8 protein-coding genes are annotated in these 17,588 nt (G+C 69.0%); all 8 read left to right on the top strand.

Features of this window, described 5'->3' with window-relative positions; all coding sequences use genetic code 11:
- The first annotated feature begins 88 nt into the window (after positions 1-88).
- On the top strand, positions 89-3,529 hold the full coding sequence (locus ACFWF1_RS27310; RefSeq protein WP_379286691.1) for an amino acid adenylation domain-containing protein: 3,441 nt from the start codon (positions 89-91) through the stop codon (positions 3,527-3,529).
- Positions 3,530-3,581: 52 nt separating this feature from the next.
- Positions 3,582-9,719, top strand: a complete 6,138-nt coding sequence (locus ACFWF1_RS27305; protein WP_379286693.1) for an amino acid adenylation domain-containing protein — start codon at positions 3,582-3,584, stop codon at positions 9,717-9,719.
- Positions 9,720-9,756: 37 nt separating this feature from the next.
- On the top strand, positions 9,757-10,521 hold the full coding sequence (locus ACFWF1_RS27300; RefSeq protein ID WP_379286695.1) for a thioesterase II family protein: 765 nt from the start codon (positions 9,757-9,759) through the stop codon (positions 10,519-10,521).
- On the top strand, positions 10,518-11,846 hold the full coding sequence (locus ACFWF1_RS27295) for a polyketide synthase (protein WP_379286697.1): 1,329 nt from the start codon (positions 10,518-10,520) through the stop codon (positions 11,844-11,846). The genes ACFWF1_RS27300 and ACFWF1_RS27295 overlap by 4 nt, the downstream gene beginning before the upstream one ends.
- Positions 11,839-14,967 carry a nocobactin polyketide synthase NbtC gene (gene nbtC / locus ACFWF1_RS27290; RefSeq protein ID WP_379286699.1) on the top strand — a complete coding sequence of 1,043 codons (3,129 nt, stop codon included), beginning with the start codon at positions 11,839-11,841 and terminating at the stop codon, positions 14,965-14,967. Before ACFWF1_RS27295 ends, nbtC begins: the two co-directional genes overlap by 8 nt.
- 113 nt (positions 14,968-15,080) lie before the next feature.
- A complete protein-coding gene (locus tag ACFWF1_RS27285) occupies positions 15,081-16,064 on the top strand; it encodes an ATP-binding cassette domain-containing protein (protein WP_379286701.1) in 984 nt (327 codons plus the stop codon).
- Positions 16,061-16,825: an ABC transporter permease gene (locus ACFWF1_RS27280; protein ID WP_379286703.1), complete on the top strand. Its 765-nt coding sequence runs from the start codon at positions 16,061-16,063 to the stop codon at positions 16,823-16,825. The genes ACFWF1_RS27285 and ACFWF1_RS27280 overlap by 4 nt, the downstream gene beginning before the upstream one ends.
- On the top strand, positions 16,822-17,586 hold the full coding sequence (locus tag ACFWF1_RS27275) for an ABC transporter permease (RefSeq protein WP_379286705.1): 765 nt from the start codon (positions 16,822-16,824) through the stop codon (positions 17,584-17,586). The genes ACFWF1_RS27280 and ACFWF1_RS27275 overlap by 4 nt, the downstream gene beginning before the upstream one ends.
- Positions 17,587-17,588: the final 2 nt, after the last annotated feature.

Here is a 17,588-nt window from a genome sequence, read left to right as displayed (position 1 = left end):
GCGGCCTTCATAGGTTACGATGCTTTGAAGTTAGGTAAGGCTTGCCTTTGCAGCCTGTTTGCTTGATTCTCGGCTGGTGAGGAGTCTGATGCTCGGCAAGACTGAACTGCGCGACATGGTGGCCGCAGACCTCGGCGTAGCACCCGAAACGGTGGGTTACGACGACGATCTGGTGAGTCTGGGCATGCACTCGATGAAGCTCATGCACCTTGCGGCCAAGTGGCGCAAGCAGGGCTACGAGGTGCGCAGTTCCACTCTCGCACTGTCCCCGACGATCGCCGCGTGGGCGGAATTGCTGGGCGTAAGCCAGCTCGCCGAAGAGGCCGCGCCGGTTCCGGTCGTCGAGACCGGTGCCGCCGATGACGAATTCGCGCTGGCGACAATGCAGCACGCGTATTGGGTCGGTCGCAGGCAGGATCAGCGACTCGGCGGCGTGGCGGCCCACCTCTATGTCGAGTTCGACGGCCGTGGCCTGCGGGCGGATCGGATGCGCCGCGCGGCCGACCGGCTGGTGCGCCAGCACGCGATGCTGCGTGCCCAATTCCTGGACAGCGGAACGCAGCGGATCCTGCCGGAGCCCTTGGTTCCGGTGTGCCACACGCTCGACCTGAGCGCGCGGGCCGAGGCCGACGTCGAGGCCGAGCTGAGCCGCATCCGCCAGGAAAAGAGCCATCAGCGCATGGATGTGGCGGCCGGACAGGTGGTGGACATCGCCGTCACGGTGCTGCCGGACGGCGCGCACCGACTGCATCTCGACGTCGACATGGTCGCCGCCGACGCGCAGAGCTACCGGCGCATCCTGGACGACCTGGCCACGCTGTACGAAGCGGACGACGACACCCTCGAGCCTCTCGGCTTCACCTTCCGCGAGTACCTCGCGGCCAAAGAGCGCACCGCACCGGACAATTCGGCCGACGCGCGGTGGTGGGAGCAGAAGGCGCCGACGCTGCCCGACATCCCGTCGCTGCCGGTGGTGCCGGAGAACGAGCGACCGGACCCGGCGCGCAGCATCCGGCTGCACCACTGGTTCGATCCCGCCGACAGGGCGCGGCTGCAGCAGTACGCGCACGGCAACGGGGTAACCCCCGCCGTCGCGCTGGCCACCGTGTTCAGCGAGGCCATCGCGCGCTGGTCGGCCCAGCAACGGTTCCTGCTGAACCTGCCGCTGTTCGCCCGCGAGCCGCTGCACGACGAGATCGACCGGGTGGTCGGTGATTTCACCAACTCCGTGCTGGTCGATGTCGACGCGCGCACGACGGAGTCGATGGTGGCCAGGGCGAAGCGTTTGCAGCGTGAGCTGCACACCTCGGCCGCGCACTCCGGCTACGAGGGCCTTGATGTACTGCGCGATCTCGGCAGGTTGCGCGGCGCGCCCGTCACGCCGTCGGTGGTCTTCACCTCGGGGCTAGATCTGGGAGAGCTGTTCTCCGAGCGGGTCACTCGCGTCTTCGGCGAGCCGGTCTGGATCCTCTCGCAGGGACCGCAGGTCGATCTGGACGCTCAGGTGGTCGAGCTGGCCGGCGGTCTGCTGGTGAACTGGGACATCCGCCGCGACGCGCTGCCCGAGGGCGTCGTCGAGGCGATGTTCGCCGAATTCCGTGCCACCCTGGCCGCACTCGTGCGGCCGGATGCCGACTGGTCCGCCGAGCTGACCATCGCGCTGCCGGAAGCGCAGCGCGCGGTCCGTGATTCGGCGAACGACAGCACTGTCGACCTGGGCAAGCGCACCCTGCATGACGCGTTCTTCGCACTCGCGCAACAGCATCCGGACCGGGTGGCACTGCGCTGGCGCGACGGTGGGTCGTGCGGTTACGGCGAACTGTCCGCGCAGGCGCTGGCGGTCGCCCGCGCGCTGGTGGACGCGGGCGTCGCGCCCGGCGACACCGTGGCCGTCGTTATCCCGAAGGGGCACAAGCAGATTCCGGCGGTACTCGGCGTGCTCGCCGCGGGCGCGGCCTACCTGCCGATCGGCACCGACCAGCCGAACGCGCGGCGTGACCGGATCTTCGCCCGCGGTGGCGCGCGCGTAGCACTGGTCGACGGTTCGGACGCGCTGCCCGAGTCGGTGACCGGTATCGCCCTCCATAACGCCTTGGCCGCAACGCCATTGGACAGCCCGGTGGTCACGAGCCCCGATGCGGTCGCCTACGTGCTCTTCACCTCGGGATCCACCGGCGAGCCCAAGGGCGTCGAGGTCAGCCACCGGGCCGCCGCCAACACCGTCGACGCGATCGGCACGCACTTCGGCCTCGGCGCGGACGATCGCCTGATCGGCCTGTCCGCGTTGGGCTTCGACCTGTCGGTCTACGACATCTTCGCGCCACTGTCGCTGGGCGGCGCGCTCGCCTGCGTCGACGCGGAGATCGAGCGGGACGCCGCCGCGTGGGCGGCGCTCATCGCGGACGCCGGCGTCACCGTGCTCAACTGCGCGCCCGGCTTGGTCGGCATGCTGCTCGATCTCGCCGCGCCCGAGCAACTGCGCTCGCTGCGGCTCGTGCTCACCGGCGGCGACAAGGTGAAAACCGCACTCGCGCAACGGGCCCGCGCGCTGGTGCCCGGCCTGCGGTTCGTCGCCCTCGGCGGCACCACGGAGACCGCGATCCATTCCACCGTCTGCGAGGTCACCGACGACTTCCCCGCCGAATGGACCAACGTGCCCTACGGCACGCCGCTGGCCAACGTGCGACTGCGGGTGGTCAACGAACGCCGCGAGGACTGCCCCGACTGGGTGCTCGGCGAACTCTGGATCGGCGGCGCGAGCGTCGCCGACGGCTACCGGGGCGACACCGCGCGAACGGCGGACCGGTTCGTCGAGGTCGACGGTGTGCGCTGGTACCGCACCGGCGATCTGGCGCGCTGTCTACCGGACGGCACCGTCGACTTCCTCGGTCGCGCCGATCACCAGGTCAAGATTCGCGGCTACCGGGTCGAACTCGGCGAGGTCGAATCGGCGCTGAACGGGCTCGCATCGCTGCGCGAAGCCGTCGCACTGATCACCGACTCCGGCAGGCTGGCCGCCGCAGTGACCGCGCACGCGCCGGTCGAGACCGCCGAGATCACCGCACAGCTGCGGGAACTGTTGCCCACCTACATGATTCCCGAAGTCATCGAGGTGCTCGACGATATCCCGCTCACCGCCAACGGCAAGCTCGACCGAGCCAGGATCGCCGCCTTGTTCGCCGCGGACGCCGACACCCACACAGCCTATGTGCCCCCGGCGAACGAGGTGGAGGCCGCTGTCGAATACATCACCGCCCAGGTGCTCGGCCTCGACCAACTAGGCGTCGAAACGGACTTTTTCGATATCGGCGGCAACTCCATCCTGGCCACCACGCTGACCGGGCAGATCCGTGGCCTGCTCGCCGTGGACGGCTTCGGCGTCACCGGTGTGCTCGAGGGCCGCACGGTACGCCGGATCAGCGCGGGCCTGCTGGCCGCCGAGCCGGCGCCGGACCGGCTCGTGCAGGTGGCGCGGATCCTGCTCGAGCTGGCCGAGATCGGCCTGCCCACCTCGGCGGCCCTGGTGTAACGCGGAATTTGTTGCCGCACCGGATATTTCGAGAGAGATTGGTTTGACGTAGATGCGATCGCTGGAAGACCTACAGGAAGCGATGCGGGCCAGGCTCGCCGCGGCAGGGCTGGCGGGCACGCCCACCGTGCCGCAGCGCCGGGACCCGTCCCGCGCGGCCATGTCGTTCGGGCAACGCTATGTGTGGGCGCACCAGCAGATTTCGCCGGACAGCACCGCGTACAACCTGTGCCTGGCGCTGACCTTCGACGGTGAGGTCGTCGATGACGCGCTGCGGCAAGCCTTTCTGGCGCTGGTGCGGCGACACGAGGTGCTACGCACCACCTATCACAACGACGAGCACGGGAACCCGTACCAGCACATCCATCCGAAGCTCGCGCCCCGGGTGCGCGAGCTCGACCTGACCGAGTTCGAGGCGGGCGAGGCCGAGCGCCGACTCGCCGTGCAGGTCGAGGCGGCCGCGCACGAGACGTTCGACCTGTCCAACGAATCGTCCCTCCGGCTCGACTTCGTCCGCGTCGATCCACGCAGGCTCGTCGTCATCGTCGTGATCCAGCACATCGCCTGGGACGGTATGACTTTGCCCGCACTGTCCAAGGACGTCGAACGGTTCTACCGCGAGGCGCTGACCGGTTCGATCACTGTCGAGCCGTTGCGCCGTCAGGTCGCCGACTTCGCGGAGTGGGAGCAGGATCGCTTCCACACTGCGGATCACGCGGTCGACAGCGACTTCTGGGCACGGCAGTTCGACGGCGAGGTCCCCGAACTGCCCCTGCCGTACAACCGGCGGCCGGTCACCGTCACCGAGCGCGGCAGCAGGCTGGACCGGCTGCTCGGCCCGGCGGCGGACGCCAACCTGCGCGGCCTGAGCGCGGCGCTGCGCACGACACCGTTCGCGGTGTTCCTCGCCGCGTATTACCTTGCGCTGCGGCAGATCACCGGGCAGGCCGATGTCGTCGTCGGCACCACGGTAGCCAACCGCGAAGAGCCCGGGATGGAGTTGCTGATCGGCAACTTCAGCAACATGCTCCCGTTGCGGCTCGATCCACTCGGGGCTCGCTCGGGTGGCGGCACCTTCGCCGAGCTGGTCGAGTACGTGCGCACGGTGACCACGGACGCGTTCCGGCACAAGAACTTCCCGCAGGAGGGCGTGGTGCGCGCGGTCAACCGCGCCACCGGCAACGTCGGCTCGGCGCTGTTCGACACCATGGTGCTGTTCCTGGACCAGAAGATCGACGGACCGCAGCTGCCCGGCGCGGTCACCAGCTGGCGGTTGGCCGACCACGGCGCCTCGCTGCTGCCGATCGCGGTCGAGGCGTTCCTGCACAGCGACCGGGTCGACGTGCAGATCACCTATCGGACCGACCTTTTCGACGCACCGACGATCGAGCGGTTGCACGACTACCTCGACCAGACGCTGGCCAATGCCGCGGCCGCGCGGCAGGTGGACGAGTTGCTCGTACTGTCGCCCGCGGATCGCGCGGCGGTGGACACCTGGTCGCGCGGCGCTCAGGTGCCGGTCGTGCCGGAGACCGTCGATGCGATGATCCGGAATTCGGTGCGCGACTACCCCGATCGGGTCGCGGTGATCTTCGGCGACACCGAGCTGACCTACCTCGAATTCGACGCGCGGGTGAACCGTCTCGCCCGCCGGTTGCTCGCGCGTGGCGTACGGACCGGCGACCGCGTCGGTGTCTTCGCCGAGCGCAGCGAGTGGCTGCCTGTGGCCTTCGCGGCCGTGCTGCGCACCGGCGCCGTCTATGTTCCGATCGATCCGAGCTATCCCGCCAATCGCATCCAGTTCATGCTCGAGGACGCGCAACCGGCCTTGCTGGTGCGTTCGGCCAGTCCTGAGCGCGCGCTCGACCCCGAACACATTGTGGGAGTGCCGATCCTGGACCTCGCCGACGATGCGGAGCGGGCCGCCGCGGCGCGCCTCGACGACTCCCCGCTCCGACCGGTTGAACTCAGCCGGCCTATCCATCCCCTCGACGCCGCCTACCTGCTGTACACCTCGGGCACCACCGGCAGGCCGAAGGGCGTGGTGATCAATCACCGCGCGGTCGCCAGTCACGTCCAGTGGATGCGCGACTACCTCGGTTTCGGCGCCGAGCGAATCCTGCAGAAGGCGCCGATCGGCTTCGACGTCTCGGTCTTCGAACTGGTCAACGCGCTGTGCACCGGCTCGGCAACCGTGCTGCCGCCGCCGGATTGGTGGCAGGCCGATGTGCAGGCGTTGGCCGACATCATCGAGCGGCACCGGATCACCCAGCTGTCGTTGGTGCCGAGCGTCACCCGCGCCTTTCTCGACGCGGGCCCCGATCCTGCTCGCCTGCAATCGATGCGGTTCGTCTACCTCGGTGGCGAGGCGGTACCGCCGCCGCTGGTCGAGGAGGCGAGCCGGGTGTTCGGCGGCACTGTGCTCGGTCTCTACGGGCCGACCGAGGCGGCGATGGACCTCATGCACGAGAACTTCGCGAACGCGCTGGCCGCACCGGAGGAGTTCCGCTCGGCGTTGATCGGCCTGCCCGAATCGAATTCGAACGTCTACGTGCTCGACGATCGATTGCGGCAGGTACCGCCCGGCGTGACCGGTGAATTGTATTTGGGTGGAGCACAACTCGCGCAGGGTTACCACCACAGGACCGGACTGAGCTCGGCCACCTTCGTCGCCTGCCCGTTCGCCGACGAACCCGGTGCGCGGATGTATCGCACCGGCGACGTGGTGCGCTGGCATCCCAGCGGCAGCATGGAGTACCTCGGCCGGATCGACGATCAGGTCAAGGTGCGCGGGCACCGGATCGAACTCGGCGAGGTCGGCTCGGTGCTGCGCCAGGTGCCCGGCATCGCGTCCGCCGCGGCGATCGCGCTCGAGCGCGACACCGACACAGTCCTGGTTGCGTACTACGTGCCGGAGCCCGGTTCGTCGTACGAGTCCGGCGCCGAGGCCGAAAACTCCGGCGACATAAGGATTTACCTCGCCGACCGGCTGCCCGACTACATGATCCCTTCGGCGCTGGTGAAATTGGACGCGCTGCCGCTCACCGCGAACGGAAAGCTGGACCGGCGGGCCCTTCCCGTGCCGGATCTCGGCAGCGACACCGGGCGCGGTCGTGCCCTGCGCGACCCGGCCGAGCAGGCGGTCGCCGCGGTGATCCGGCAGGTGCTCGGGCTGGCCGAGCAGGTCGAACTGGCCGCCGACGACGACTTCCTCGCGCTCGGTGGCGATTCCATCAGCGCGATCCGGATGGCCTCGGCGCTCAAGAAGCGCGGCCTGCTGATCACCACCAGTTCGTTGTTCGCGGCGCGCACCATCGCGCTGATCGCCGCGGCCACCGAGCCGATCGACCTGTCGACCGCGCCCGCGCTGGTCGAGTCCGGTGACGGCACCGGCTGGATCCCGCTCAACCCGATCGCGACGCTGCTGACCGAGCAGAGCACCGACTACGCCGCCTACAGCCAGGCCACCGCCCTGGTGACCCCGATGGACAGCTCGCTCGATCGGCTGACGACCGTCGTCCACGGCTTGGTCGACCGGCACCCACTGCTGCGCGCTCGGCTCGCTACCGGAACGGACGGCCGCATCGCCTATTACGTGCCGCGAGCCGGCGAGTCGTACCCCCACCCTGTGCTCCGCGACATCGAGATCGACAGTGCCGCATGGGCATCGACCGCGACTCAGGTGCTGAACGAGCAGTTGCGCGCCATCGCCGAATCGCTCGATCCGGCTGCGGGCCGGATGGTCGGCGCGGCCTGGGTGCACAGCGGCGATCGGTCCACGGGACGGCTGCTGCTCGTGCTGCACCACCTGGTGGTCGACGGCGTGTCCTGGCGCGTCATCCATGAGGATCTGCGCAGACTCTGGGCGCACGAAGAGCTTTCGGCGGCCGACCTCGGCACGTCGGTGCAGGCATGGAACACCAACCTGGTCCGGCTCGCGCAGACCGAGTCCGTGGTCGATCTGCTGCCGTTCTGGCGGCAGATCGCGGACAGCGCCGACCCGCTGCTCGGCGACCGCGCGTTCGATGCCGCCGTCGACACGGTCGCGACGGTGCGGGAGGTCACCGCCGAGCTGGACAGCGCCGACACCCAGTACCTGATGACCACCGCGGCGCAGGCCTTCGGCTGCGACTTCCTCGATATCCAGGTGGCGGCACTGGCCGTGGCGACCCGGCGGTTCCGGCAGACCCGCGAGCGCGACGCCGACACGGTCAAGCTGACCATGGAACGCCACGGTCGCGTCGAAACCCTTTTCGCCGGAGTCGATCTCGCGAATGCCGTCGGCTGGTTCACCACCGCATATCCGGTCGCGCTCGACCTCGCGGCCGAGCCGGACATGGTCGGCGCGGTCAAGGCGGTCAAGGAACAGCTGCGCGCGGTACCGGATTCCGGTATCGGCTGGGGTCTGCTGCGCCAGCTCAATGCCAACACCGCCGCACCGCTGGCCGTCGGCGCGCCGCCGCAGCTCAGCTTCAACTACATGGGCCGTTTCGCCGTCGCCGACGTGGCGACCGCGGCCAAGGAATGGGACGCCGCACCGGAATTCGGCTACCTCGGCGGCCACGCGAACGCGGCCATGCCCGCGCCCGCACTGCTCGACATCAACACGGTCGCGTTGCTGGACAACGACTCTCCGCTGCTGCGCGCGTCCTTCCGATTCCCGTCCGGTCCGCTGGCCGAGGCCGAAGTCCGCGAGTTCGCCGACCTGTGGACCGGTGCGCTGCGCGAGCTGGCCAAGACGGTGCGCGAGGATCCCGCGCGGCGGTTGACCCCGAGCGACGTGCTGGCCCGCGAGGTGACCCAGCTCGATCTCGACCGCTGGCAATCGCTCTATGGCCGCTATGCCGACGTGTATCCCCTCGCGCCGCTGCAGGCAGGCCTGTACTTCACCGCGATCAGCAGCGCGGGCCGCGACGCCTACACCGTGCAGACCACGATCACCGTGCGCGGCGCGCTCGATGTGCCGCGGCTGACCACGTCGCTCAACAACGTCCTGAACCGGTATCCGAATCTGCGCGTGGCCATTTCGGTATCTCACGCGGGACAGCCGTACGCGATCGTCGCCGACCGGATGGACTTCCTGGTCGAAGAGGTCGACTACTCGACTAAGCCGGACGCCCAGCAACGACTGCTGGAATTCCTCGACGCTGATCAGGCGGGCGTGTTCGATCTGTCCCGCGGACCGCTGATGCGGGCGACCGTAGTGCACCTGCCGGACGCGGCGCACATGCTGGTGCTCGCCTCGCACCACGTCCTCACCGACGGCTGGTCCGGCCAGCTGCTGCCACGCGAGATCTTCGCCGACTACGCCAGCGGCGGCACCGCCGAACCGCTCGGCAACCCGGCGACTTTCGCGGAGTTCCTGCGGCTCACCGAGGATCGCGAGGAAGCCACCGAAGCCGTGTGGAACGAATACCTCGCGGGGGTCCAGCCGTGCGTGGTCGCCCCGAATCGTGTGCCGGGTGGCTCGGGAGTGCCGGTGGCGCACCGCTTCCCGGTCGACGCCGCGGTCGCGGACGCATTGACCGAGCTGGCCGCCGCGGTGGGCACCACCTTCAGCGCGGTCTGCCAGTTCGCCTGGGCCAACGTGCTGCGCTACGTAACCGGCGGCGACGCAGCGGTTTTCGGCGAGGTCGTGTCCGGCCGCCCGGCCGACCTCGACGAGGTGGACCACGCCATCGGCTGCTTCGTGAACACCGTCCCGGTCGCCATCGAGCTACCCGCCGAGCAGACCTGGCGCGGCAGGCTCACCGACGTCCAGCGGCGGCGCGCCGACCTCATGGAGTTCCAGCAGTACCGGCTGACCTCGGCGAACCGAATCGCGGGCGCGCGCAGGCTGTTCGACAGCATGTTCGTGTTCCAGTCCTACCCGTCGGGCCGCGACGAGCTGGTGCGGCTGCTCGGCGAAGAGCAACTGGAACTGATCGCCTTCGAGGGCCGCGGCGCCACCGACAACGCGCTGCTGGTGATGATCTTCCCCGCGGACCTGCTGTTCCCCGGTGAGCCCCTTCAGGTCGTCGTCTTCTACGCCGAGGACTCCTTCGACGACAACGACATTCAGATCATCGAAGCCGCCTTCACCAACACCCTGCGTGCCATCGCCACGGACCCCGATCGCCGCATCGGCGACACCGAGATCCTCGACGACGCGGACCTGGGGATGTTGGTCATGCGGCGGATGTGGCAGTGAAGCACCGCGATCGCGTTGCCAGGCAGGAGATCAGGTAATGGCTAGTACACCCGGCTGGATCCGAAAGTTTCACAAACCGCGGTCGGCGGACAACCCACCACTGGTGATCTGTCCGCACGCGGGCGGCGGCGCCTCGACGTACCGGCCCTTCTCCAAGGCGCTCAGCGCGAACTTCGACGTGATCCTGCTGCAGTATCCGGGCAGGCAAGATCGGGCGCAGGAGCCGGTGCGCGACACCATCCAGGAGACCGCCGCCGAGGCGTTCGACGAATTCGCGCGATCCCCGTTCAACCGGGGCGTGCCGATCACCATCTTCGGCCACAGCATGGGCACCATGGTGGCCTTCGAGTTCGCCAGGCTGGCCGACGCCGCCGGCGTGCGGGTGCGGCTGCTCGGTATCTCCGGTTCCTGCGCGCCGTGGCAGGTGGCCGATGCGCCGCCGCACCCGACCGAGGACGACGAGCTGCTCGATCACGTCGGCGGGCTGCAGGGCACCGGGGCCGATCTGCTGTCGAACCGGGAGCTGATGCGGATGGCGCTGCCCGCGCTGAAGGGCGACTATCGCGCGTTCGACGCCTACAGCTGCCCCAAGGACGTTGTCGTCGGCACCGGCATCCATGTGATGGGTGGCAGCGAGGACGAGCACGTCGGCATCGGCCATCTGTTCGCCTGGCAGCAGCACACCGACCGGGAACTGGCGGTGACCATGTTCGACGGCGGGCACTTCTATCTCAACGACCATGTCGACGGAATCGCGGAAATCCTGTCCGCCGAGCCGATGTCGGCGGAGGCGACCCGATGAGCGGACATCCGATCGACAACGACCCGATCGTCGTGGCAGGCCTGGCCGTCGAAGCACCGGGCGGTATCGACACGCTCTCCGCGTACTGGTCCGCGCTCGCCGAATCGCGCGATCTGATCGGCCCGTTTCCGCGCGACCGCGAGTGGCCGGTCGAGCAGCTGCTGGCCAAGGGCGGTACCGATGGCTGGAGCGAGGTGCGCGACGCGGGTGGTTTCCTCGACGGCGCAGCCGAATTCGACCCGATGTTCTTCGGCATCACCCCCCGCGAAGCCGCGGCGATGGATCCACAGCACCGGGTGGGGATGCGGGTGGCCTGGCGGGCGCTGGAGAACGCCGGGATCAATCCGGCGAGCCTGGCCGGTGACGAAATCGGTTGCTACATGGGCGCTTCCTACCTCGAGTACGGCCCGCGCGGCGACGAGGCCAACGAGCACACCGGATATCGGGCCACCGGTTCGGCGCTCGGCGCCGTCGCCGGGCGGATCTCGCACGTTCTCGGGCTGTCCGGACCGTCGATGACCGTGGACACCGCCTGTGCGTCGTCGTTGTCCGCCGTGCACCTCGCAGCCTCCGCGATCCGTAACGGTGAATGCGACTGGGCGCTGGCCGGTGGTGTCTGTGTGATGGGCTCACTCGCCCCGTTCTTCGAGTTCGCCAAGGCCAACGCGCTGTCCACCGACGGACAGTGCCGACCGTATTCGGCCGACGCGCTCGGCACGCTGTGGGGTGAAGGCGCGGGTGTCGTTGTGCTGGAACGGCAATCACGCGCCGAGCAGCTCGGGCACCGGATCTACGGGCAGATCCTGGCCACCCGGGTGAACCACAACGGCACGGGCGCGCCGATCGCGGTGCCGAGCGCGGAGGCGCAGGCCCAGCTGATGGCGAAGACGGTGCGTGCTGCGGGCATCGCACCGCAGCTGGTCCAGCTGATCGAGGGGCACGGAACCGGGACGGCGGTCGGTGATCCGCTCGAATTGACCGCGCTAGCACAGGTTTACGGCGCGACCGGGGACCAGAACAGCCGTCCATGGCTCGGTTCGGTCAAGTCGAATCTCGGCCACGCGCAAGCCGCCGCAGGCATTCTCGGTCTGATCAAGGTGCTGCTGAGCGGCCTGCACGGGCAGATCGCCCCGACCAGGCACTCGGAAAACCCGACCACACAGCTGGATTGGGCACAGTCGGGGCTGCGCCTCGCCGAACGGCTGGAGGAGTGGCCACCCCACGACGGGGTGCGATACGCCGCCGTCTCGTCGTTCGGCGTCGCGGGCACGAACGCGCACGCGGTCATCGCGATGCCCGTGCTGGAGGAGGAAATCCATGTCTGAGTACCGACTTCCGGACGGCAGCATTCCGGTGCTGCTGTCCTCGGACACACCGGAGTCCCTGCGTCGCGAGGCCGCGGCCATCCTGTCGTACCTGGCGGATCGTCCGGCTGTCGGCCCGGAGCAGGTGGCCGACATGCTGTTCCGTACCCGGGTCGCCCGGCGGTACCGCGCGCTGGCCATGGTCACCGAGCGCGCCGAGCTCATCGCGGCATTGCGCGCGGTCGCGGCCGGTGAGCCGCATTCGGCGGTCATTGCGGTCGGGAGCGCGGCGAAGGCGCGCAAGATCGGCTACGTTTTCCCCGGCCAGGGCAGTCAGCACGCCGGCATGGGCCGGATGTTCTACGACAGTTCGCCTGTCTTCCGTGCCGCGGTCGACGAGGCCGAGGCGGTCTTCCAAGACCTGTTCGAGATCTCGCCGCGGTCCTACCTGCTCGCGGACGCTGATCCGGAGCACGACGCGATGCGCATCGTGCAGCCCGCGCTGTTCATGCAGATGGTCGGGATGGCCGCGATGTGGCGGGCCGCCGGGGTCACCCCGGCCGTCACGATCGGGCACAGCCAGGGCGAACTCGCCGCGGGGGTGGTGTCCGGCGTGGTCACGCTGGCGGACGCGGTGCGCGTGGTGACCGTGCGCGGTGGGCTCATCGACACGTTGGGCAAGGAGGCGGACCGGGAAGGCAAGTACTCGATGGCCGTCGTCGGGGTGGATCGCGAGGAGTGCGAAGCCATCCTGGCTCGGCACTCTGGCTGGGCCGAGTTGTCGGTGATCAACTCCGCGCACGTGCTCGCCATCGGCGGGGACCGCGATACCGTCGCTCAGGTGGTCGCCGATCTGACCGCGGCAGGCAAGTTCGCCAAGGAGATTCGCGTCGGCTATCCGGCGCACACCTCCGTGGTGACCGAGTTCCGGCACGGCTTCCTGGACAACTCGCTGGCCGCCAAGCTCGATCGTCCGGAGTTCGCGGCGACCGAGATCGAATGCATCGGCTCCACCCTCGGCGCGCCGATCACCCCCGACCTGCCGGTGGGGGACTACTGGTATTGGAACCTGCGCAACCGAGTTCGCTTCGACCTGGCGATCGCCCTCGCGGCCGAGCACGGCGTCGACACCTACCTCGAGATCGCTGATCACCCCGCGCTGGTCCTCGCGGTTCAGGAGAACCTGAGCACGGTCACCCCGCAGCGTGACTTCCAGACGCTCGGCACCTCGCGCCGGACGGCCACCGATCTGCGCGAGTTCACCCGCAACCTCGGCCTCGTCGCGGTCAGCGATCTCGGCTACGACTGGTCCGCGTTGCGGGTGGATTCGGCTGCCGCGCCACGGCTTCCGCTGTTCGACTTCCCGAACACCCAGATGAACCCGAAGCATCTGTGGGCGGCCTACGACCATTCGGCGGCTCCGGTGGCCGTCGCGGCGGCCAATGTCGCCGCGACGAGCGTTTCCGCCGACGCCGAGCAGCCCACCGTGCCCGCACAGCGCATCGTCGAGGACTGGGTGCGGGTGAGCAGCCGCACCCTGGTGCCGCCGCGCACCATGGCGGTGCTGGATCACGGTGGTCGCAGTGCCGAGCTGGTTGCCGCACTGCGCGACGCCGCCGCGCTGCATGGCGTGTCGATCGTCGATTCCGGTTCGGCAACCGGCAGTGCCGGAACGGTTTTCGACACCGCGGTGATCGTGCTCCCGGAACTGGGCGACCTAGAGGTCGACGCCGCGGTCGCCGAGCTCGCCGAATTCCTCGGTGATCGCGGCCGGTTGCCGCGGCTCGACGGTGTCCGCGACGTGTGGCTGATCACCGTCGGTGGTGAGCAGGTGCTCGAATCGGACGTGCCGAACCTCTTCCACGCGGCGGCGCAGGCCGGATTCCGTTGTCTTGCGGCCGAACACCTCGGCGTTTCCTTCCGGCACGTGGATCTCGCGGCCGGTCAGCCGATCCCGAACTCGGCAAAGGCGCTCATGGTGGCGCTGCACACCGCACGGGAGCCGGAGCTCGCGCTGCGCGGTGGCACCGTCTACGCGAAACGACTTGTCGCCGAGGATGTCTCGACTATGCCGCCGCTCGACGCCGGCGATCTGCGCGAGGTCGTGATCGTCGGCGGCACCGGGAAGCTCGGATTGGACCTCTGCGAGCACTTCGCCCGCGGCGGTGCCGGCCGGATCACCTTGCTGAGCAGATCAGGAGGTGCTGCCGGGGCACTCGCACGGATCGAGCAGATCAAGCGGTCGAGCGCCACCGAGGTGGCCGTCCGGCGTTGCGATGTCACCGACGAGGCCGCGGTGCGTGTGCTCGCCGAGGAATATCGCGGCACGCCTGCGGATCTGATCGTGCACGCCGCGGTCGACTACGCCGCAGCCGCCGAACTCACCCCGGAGTCGGTGCGCGCCGCGGCGGCGCCGAAGGTTGTCGCCCTCGAGTACCTGGTCCGGCACTTCCCCCGGACCCCCGACGGCCGGGTCGTGCTGTGCTCGTCGCTGTCGGCCACCATCGGCGGCCGCGGGCATATGGTGTACGCCGCAGTGAACCGGATGCTCGATGCGGCGGCCGCACGCTACCGCAGCCGCGGCATCGCGAGTACCTCTGTGCAGTGGGGCCTCTGGCGCGCGGTCGGTGCGGATCAGGCCGACGCACTGGCGGCGATCAGCGGTACCGGTCTGCGGCCGATGGCACCCGCGAGCGCGATCGCCGCGGGCATCACCGTCCGTGCGGAGAACGTCATCATCGCGACCGCGGACTGGGACCGGCTCGCTACCTTGTTCTCCGCCTTCGGCTTCGACCCACTGTTCAGCGCCCTGGAACTGGGCGACCTACCGCCCGAACTCGCCGAGGTATCGACGGCGCCGGTCGCGGCATCCGTGCCGGCGGTCGCCGAGCCGGAACCCGCTGTGGGCCGGGCAGGCACGCCGAACACCGCCGAACAGGTGCAGTTCGCCCTGCGCGCGGTGATGGGCATGGACACCACCGAGACCATCGACGGATCGGTTCCGCTCGTCGCGCTCGGCCTGGATTCGTTGCAGGCCTTGGATTTACGCAAACGCATCGAAATCGAACTGAAGCGTGAGCTACCGGTCACCGCGATATTGGGCGGCGCTTCGCTGGACGAGGTGGTGACTTTGCTTGGCTAGCTGCCCGATTCGGGCAGGAGACAAGGGCGGACCCGGTGGCACCGGGTCCGCCCTCGATCGAGATTCATAGGTACTGAGCACGATTCGCAGGCAGCAGGGATGGAGACAGCACAGTGGATTCGAGCAGGGTAACGGGGGCGCCCGCGGCTTCGGCCGAGCACGCGATCGTCGTCGAGGACGTGCGGAAGTCCTTCGGCGAGGTGCAGGCGTTGCGCGGCATCAGCTTCCAGGTGCCGAAGGGCAGTGTGCTCGGGGTGCTCGGCCCGAACGGGGCGGGCAAGACCACCACCGTGTCCGTGCTGTCGACGCTCACCAAGCCCGACGCGGGACGGGCCGTGGTGGCCGGGTACGACGTCGTGCGGGAAGCCGCCGAGGTGCGCGCGTCCATCATGCTCACCGGCCAGTACGCGGCGCTGGACGAGATGCTGACCGGCCGGGAGAACCTGGTGCTGTTCGGTCGCCTGATGGGCTTGCGCCGCAAGGAGTCCCAGGCCCGTGCCGACGAACTGCTCGCCCAGTTCGAGCTGATCGAGGCCGCCGATCGGCGGGTCGGTCAGTACTCCGGCGGGATGCGCCGGCGCATCGACATCGCGTGCGGTCTGGTGCGGCCGCCGCAGGTGGTCTTTCTCGACGAGCCGACCACCGGCCTCGACCCGGTGAGCAGGCAGAGCCTGTGGGGACTGGTGCGCACGCTCAAGCAGCAGGGGGTCACGATCCTGCTCACCACGCAGTACCTCGAAGAAGCGGATGTGTTGAGCGACAACATCATTGTCGTCGACAAGGGCACCGTGATCGCGGAGGGCACGGCCGACCAGCTCAAGGCGCGCACCGGCGCGAGCTACTGCGAGGTGGTCCCGGCCGACCCCGGTGACCTGCCCGCCGTCGTCACCGCGCTGACCGGACTCGGCGAGATCACCGTCGCCGAGTCCGCCGACCGGGTGTCGCTGCCCGCACCGGACGGCGCCATTACCCTCGGCGAGGCGCTGCGCCGAATCACCGACGCCGAAATCGAACTCATCGACATCGCCCTGCGCAGGCCCTCGCTCGACGAGGTGTTCATCGAACTGACCAAGCCCGCCAGCGAGGTGCGGGCATGACCACCATCCTGCGGGTGCCACCCGGGATGCAGTGGACCGCGTTGAGCGGGCGCGGCATTCGCGCCGCGGTGCGCGAGGGCGACCTGGTGCTCGCGTTCGCGGCGCCGCTGACCTTCTTCGTCTGTGTCCATGTGCCGCTGCGTCGTTCGATGGAGGCGACCGGGATCGACTACGCGCAGTACCTGCTGCCGCTGATCGCGATCCAGGCCATGTTCTTCACCGCGATGTTCGCCGGCGATCGCGCGGCGCGGGAAGTGGCGGGCGGCATGGGCACTCGGCTGCGTTCCATGCCGGTGCCGCCGTGGATACCGCCTGCCGCCCGCATCTCCGCGAACTCGGTGCGTGCGCTTGCCGCGCTGGTCGGCGCGCTGACCATCGGCTCGCTGTTCGGTTTCCGCTTCCACGGATTCGGCACGGCGGTGGCGTTCCTGGTGCTGGTCCTCGGACTCGGCGCGGCCGTGGTGATCGCGGCCGACGCGCTGGGCACCGCGACGGCCAATCCGGAGCTCGGCGCGACGGTGCTGTTCGCGCCACAGCTGCTGCTGCTCATGATGTCGACGGGTTTCGTTCCCGCGCAAGGATTCCCGGGCTGGATCCAGCCCTTCGTGCGCAATCAGCCGGTGTCGCAGGTGGCGGGCGCGCTGCGTGAGCTTTCCGAAGGCAGGTACACGTCGACCTGTGCCGTTGCCGCCGTCTGGGTGGTCGGGTTGCTGGTCGGGGCCATGATCGTGTCGGTGCGAGTGGAAGGACGGCGGCGATGAGCGGGCTGGTCGAGCAGAGCCTGGTGGAAACCGGCAGGCTGCTGCGCCGCTGGAGCAGGCAGCAGGAGGTGGTGACCACGACATTGGTGTTGCCGATCCTGCTGTTGCTCATGTTCGATCTCGTGCTCGGTAAGTCGCTCGACCTCGGTGGCGGCACCGACGCCATCTACGGTTTCGTGCCGATGATCGCGGTGGCCGGAGCCATGTACGGGGCGACGGGCACTGGTCTTTCGCTGTACGGCGAGCGGGAGAGCGGCCTGCTGCGCCGCTTCTGGGTGCTGCCGATCAATCGCTCGGCCGGGCTGTTCGGCAGGCTACTCGCCGAATGCCTGCGCGCGCTGGCGGCGACGGTGATCGTGGTGGTGGTCGGCGTCGTGCTCGGCCTGCGTTTCCAGCAGGGCCTGGTCGGCGTGCTCGGTGTGCTGATCGTTCCGGTGATCGTCATCGCGGGATTCACGCCGATGGTGATCGCGGTGGGCGTCAGCCGAATCGGCGACAAGGTGGTGCAGATTTTCGCCGCAGTGGTTTTGCTCGCAATGTTCTTCAACTCGGGTTTCGTGCCGATCGAGAACTACCCGGGGTGGCTACAGCCGATCGTGCGCGGCCAGCCGATCAGCTGTGCGGTGGAGGCGATGCGCGGGTTCACCATCGGCGGTCCGGTTGCCATACCGCTGCTTCAGACCGTCGCGTGGTCGGTGGGTCTGGTCGCGGTCTTCGGCGCACTGGCCGTTCGTGGTTATCGCAGGGCGGCAGAGAGCTGATC

The sequence above is a fragment of the Nocardia sp. NPDC060255 genome, assembly GCF_042727395.1.
Classification (GTDB): domain Bacteria; phylum Actinomycetota; class Actinomycetes; order Mycobacteriales; family Mycobacteriaceae; genus Nocardia.
The sequence above is the reverse complement of the archived record's forward strand: the minus strand, read 5'-3'. Positions and strand labels throughout refer to the sequence as shown.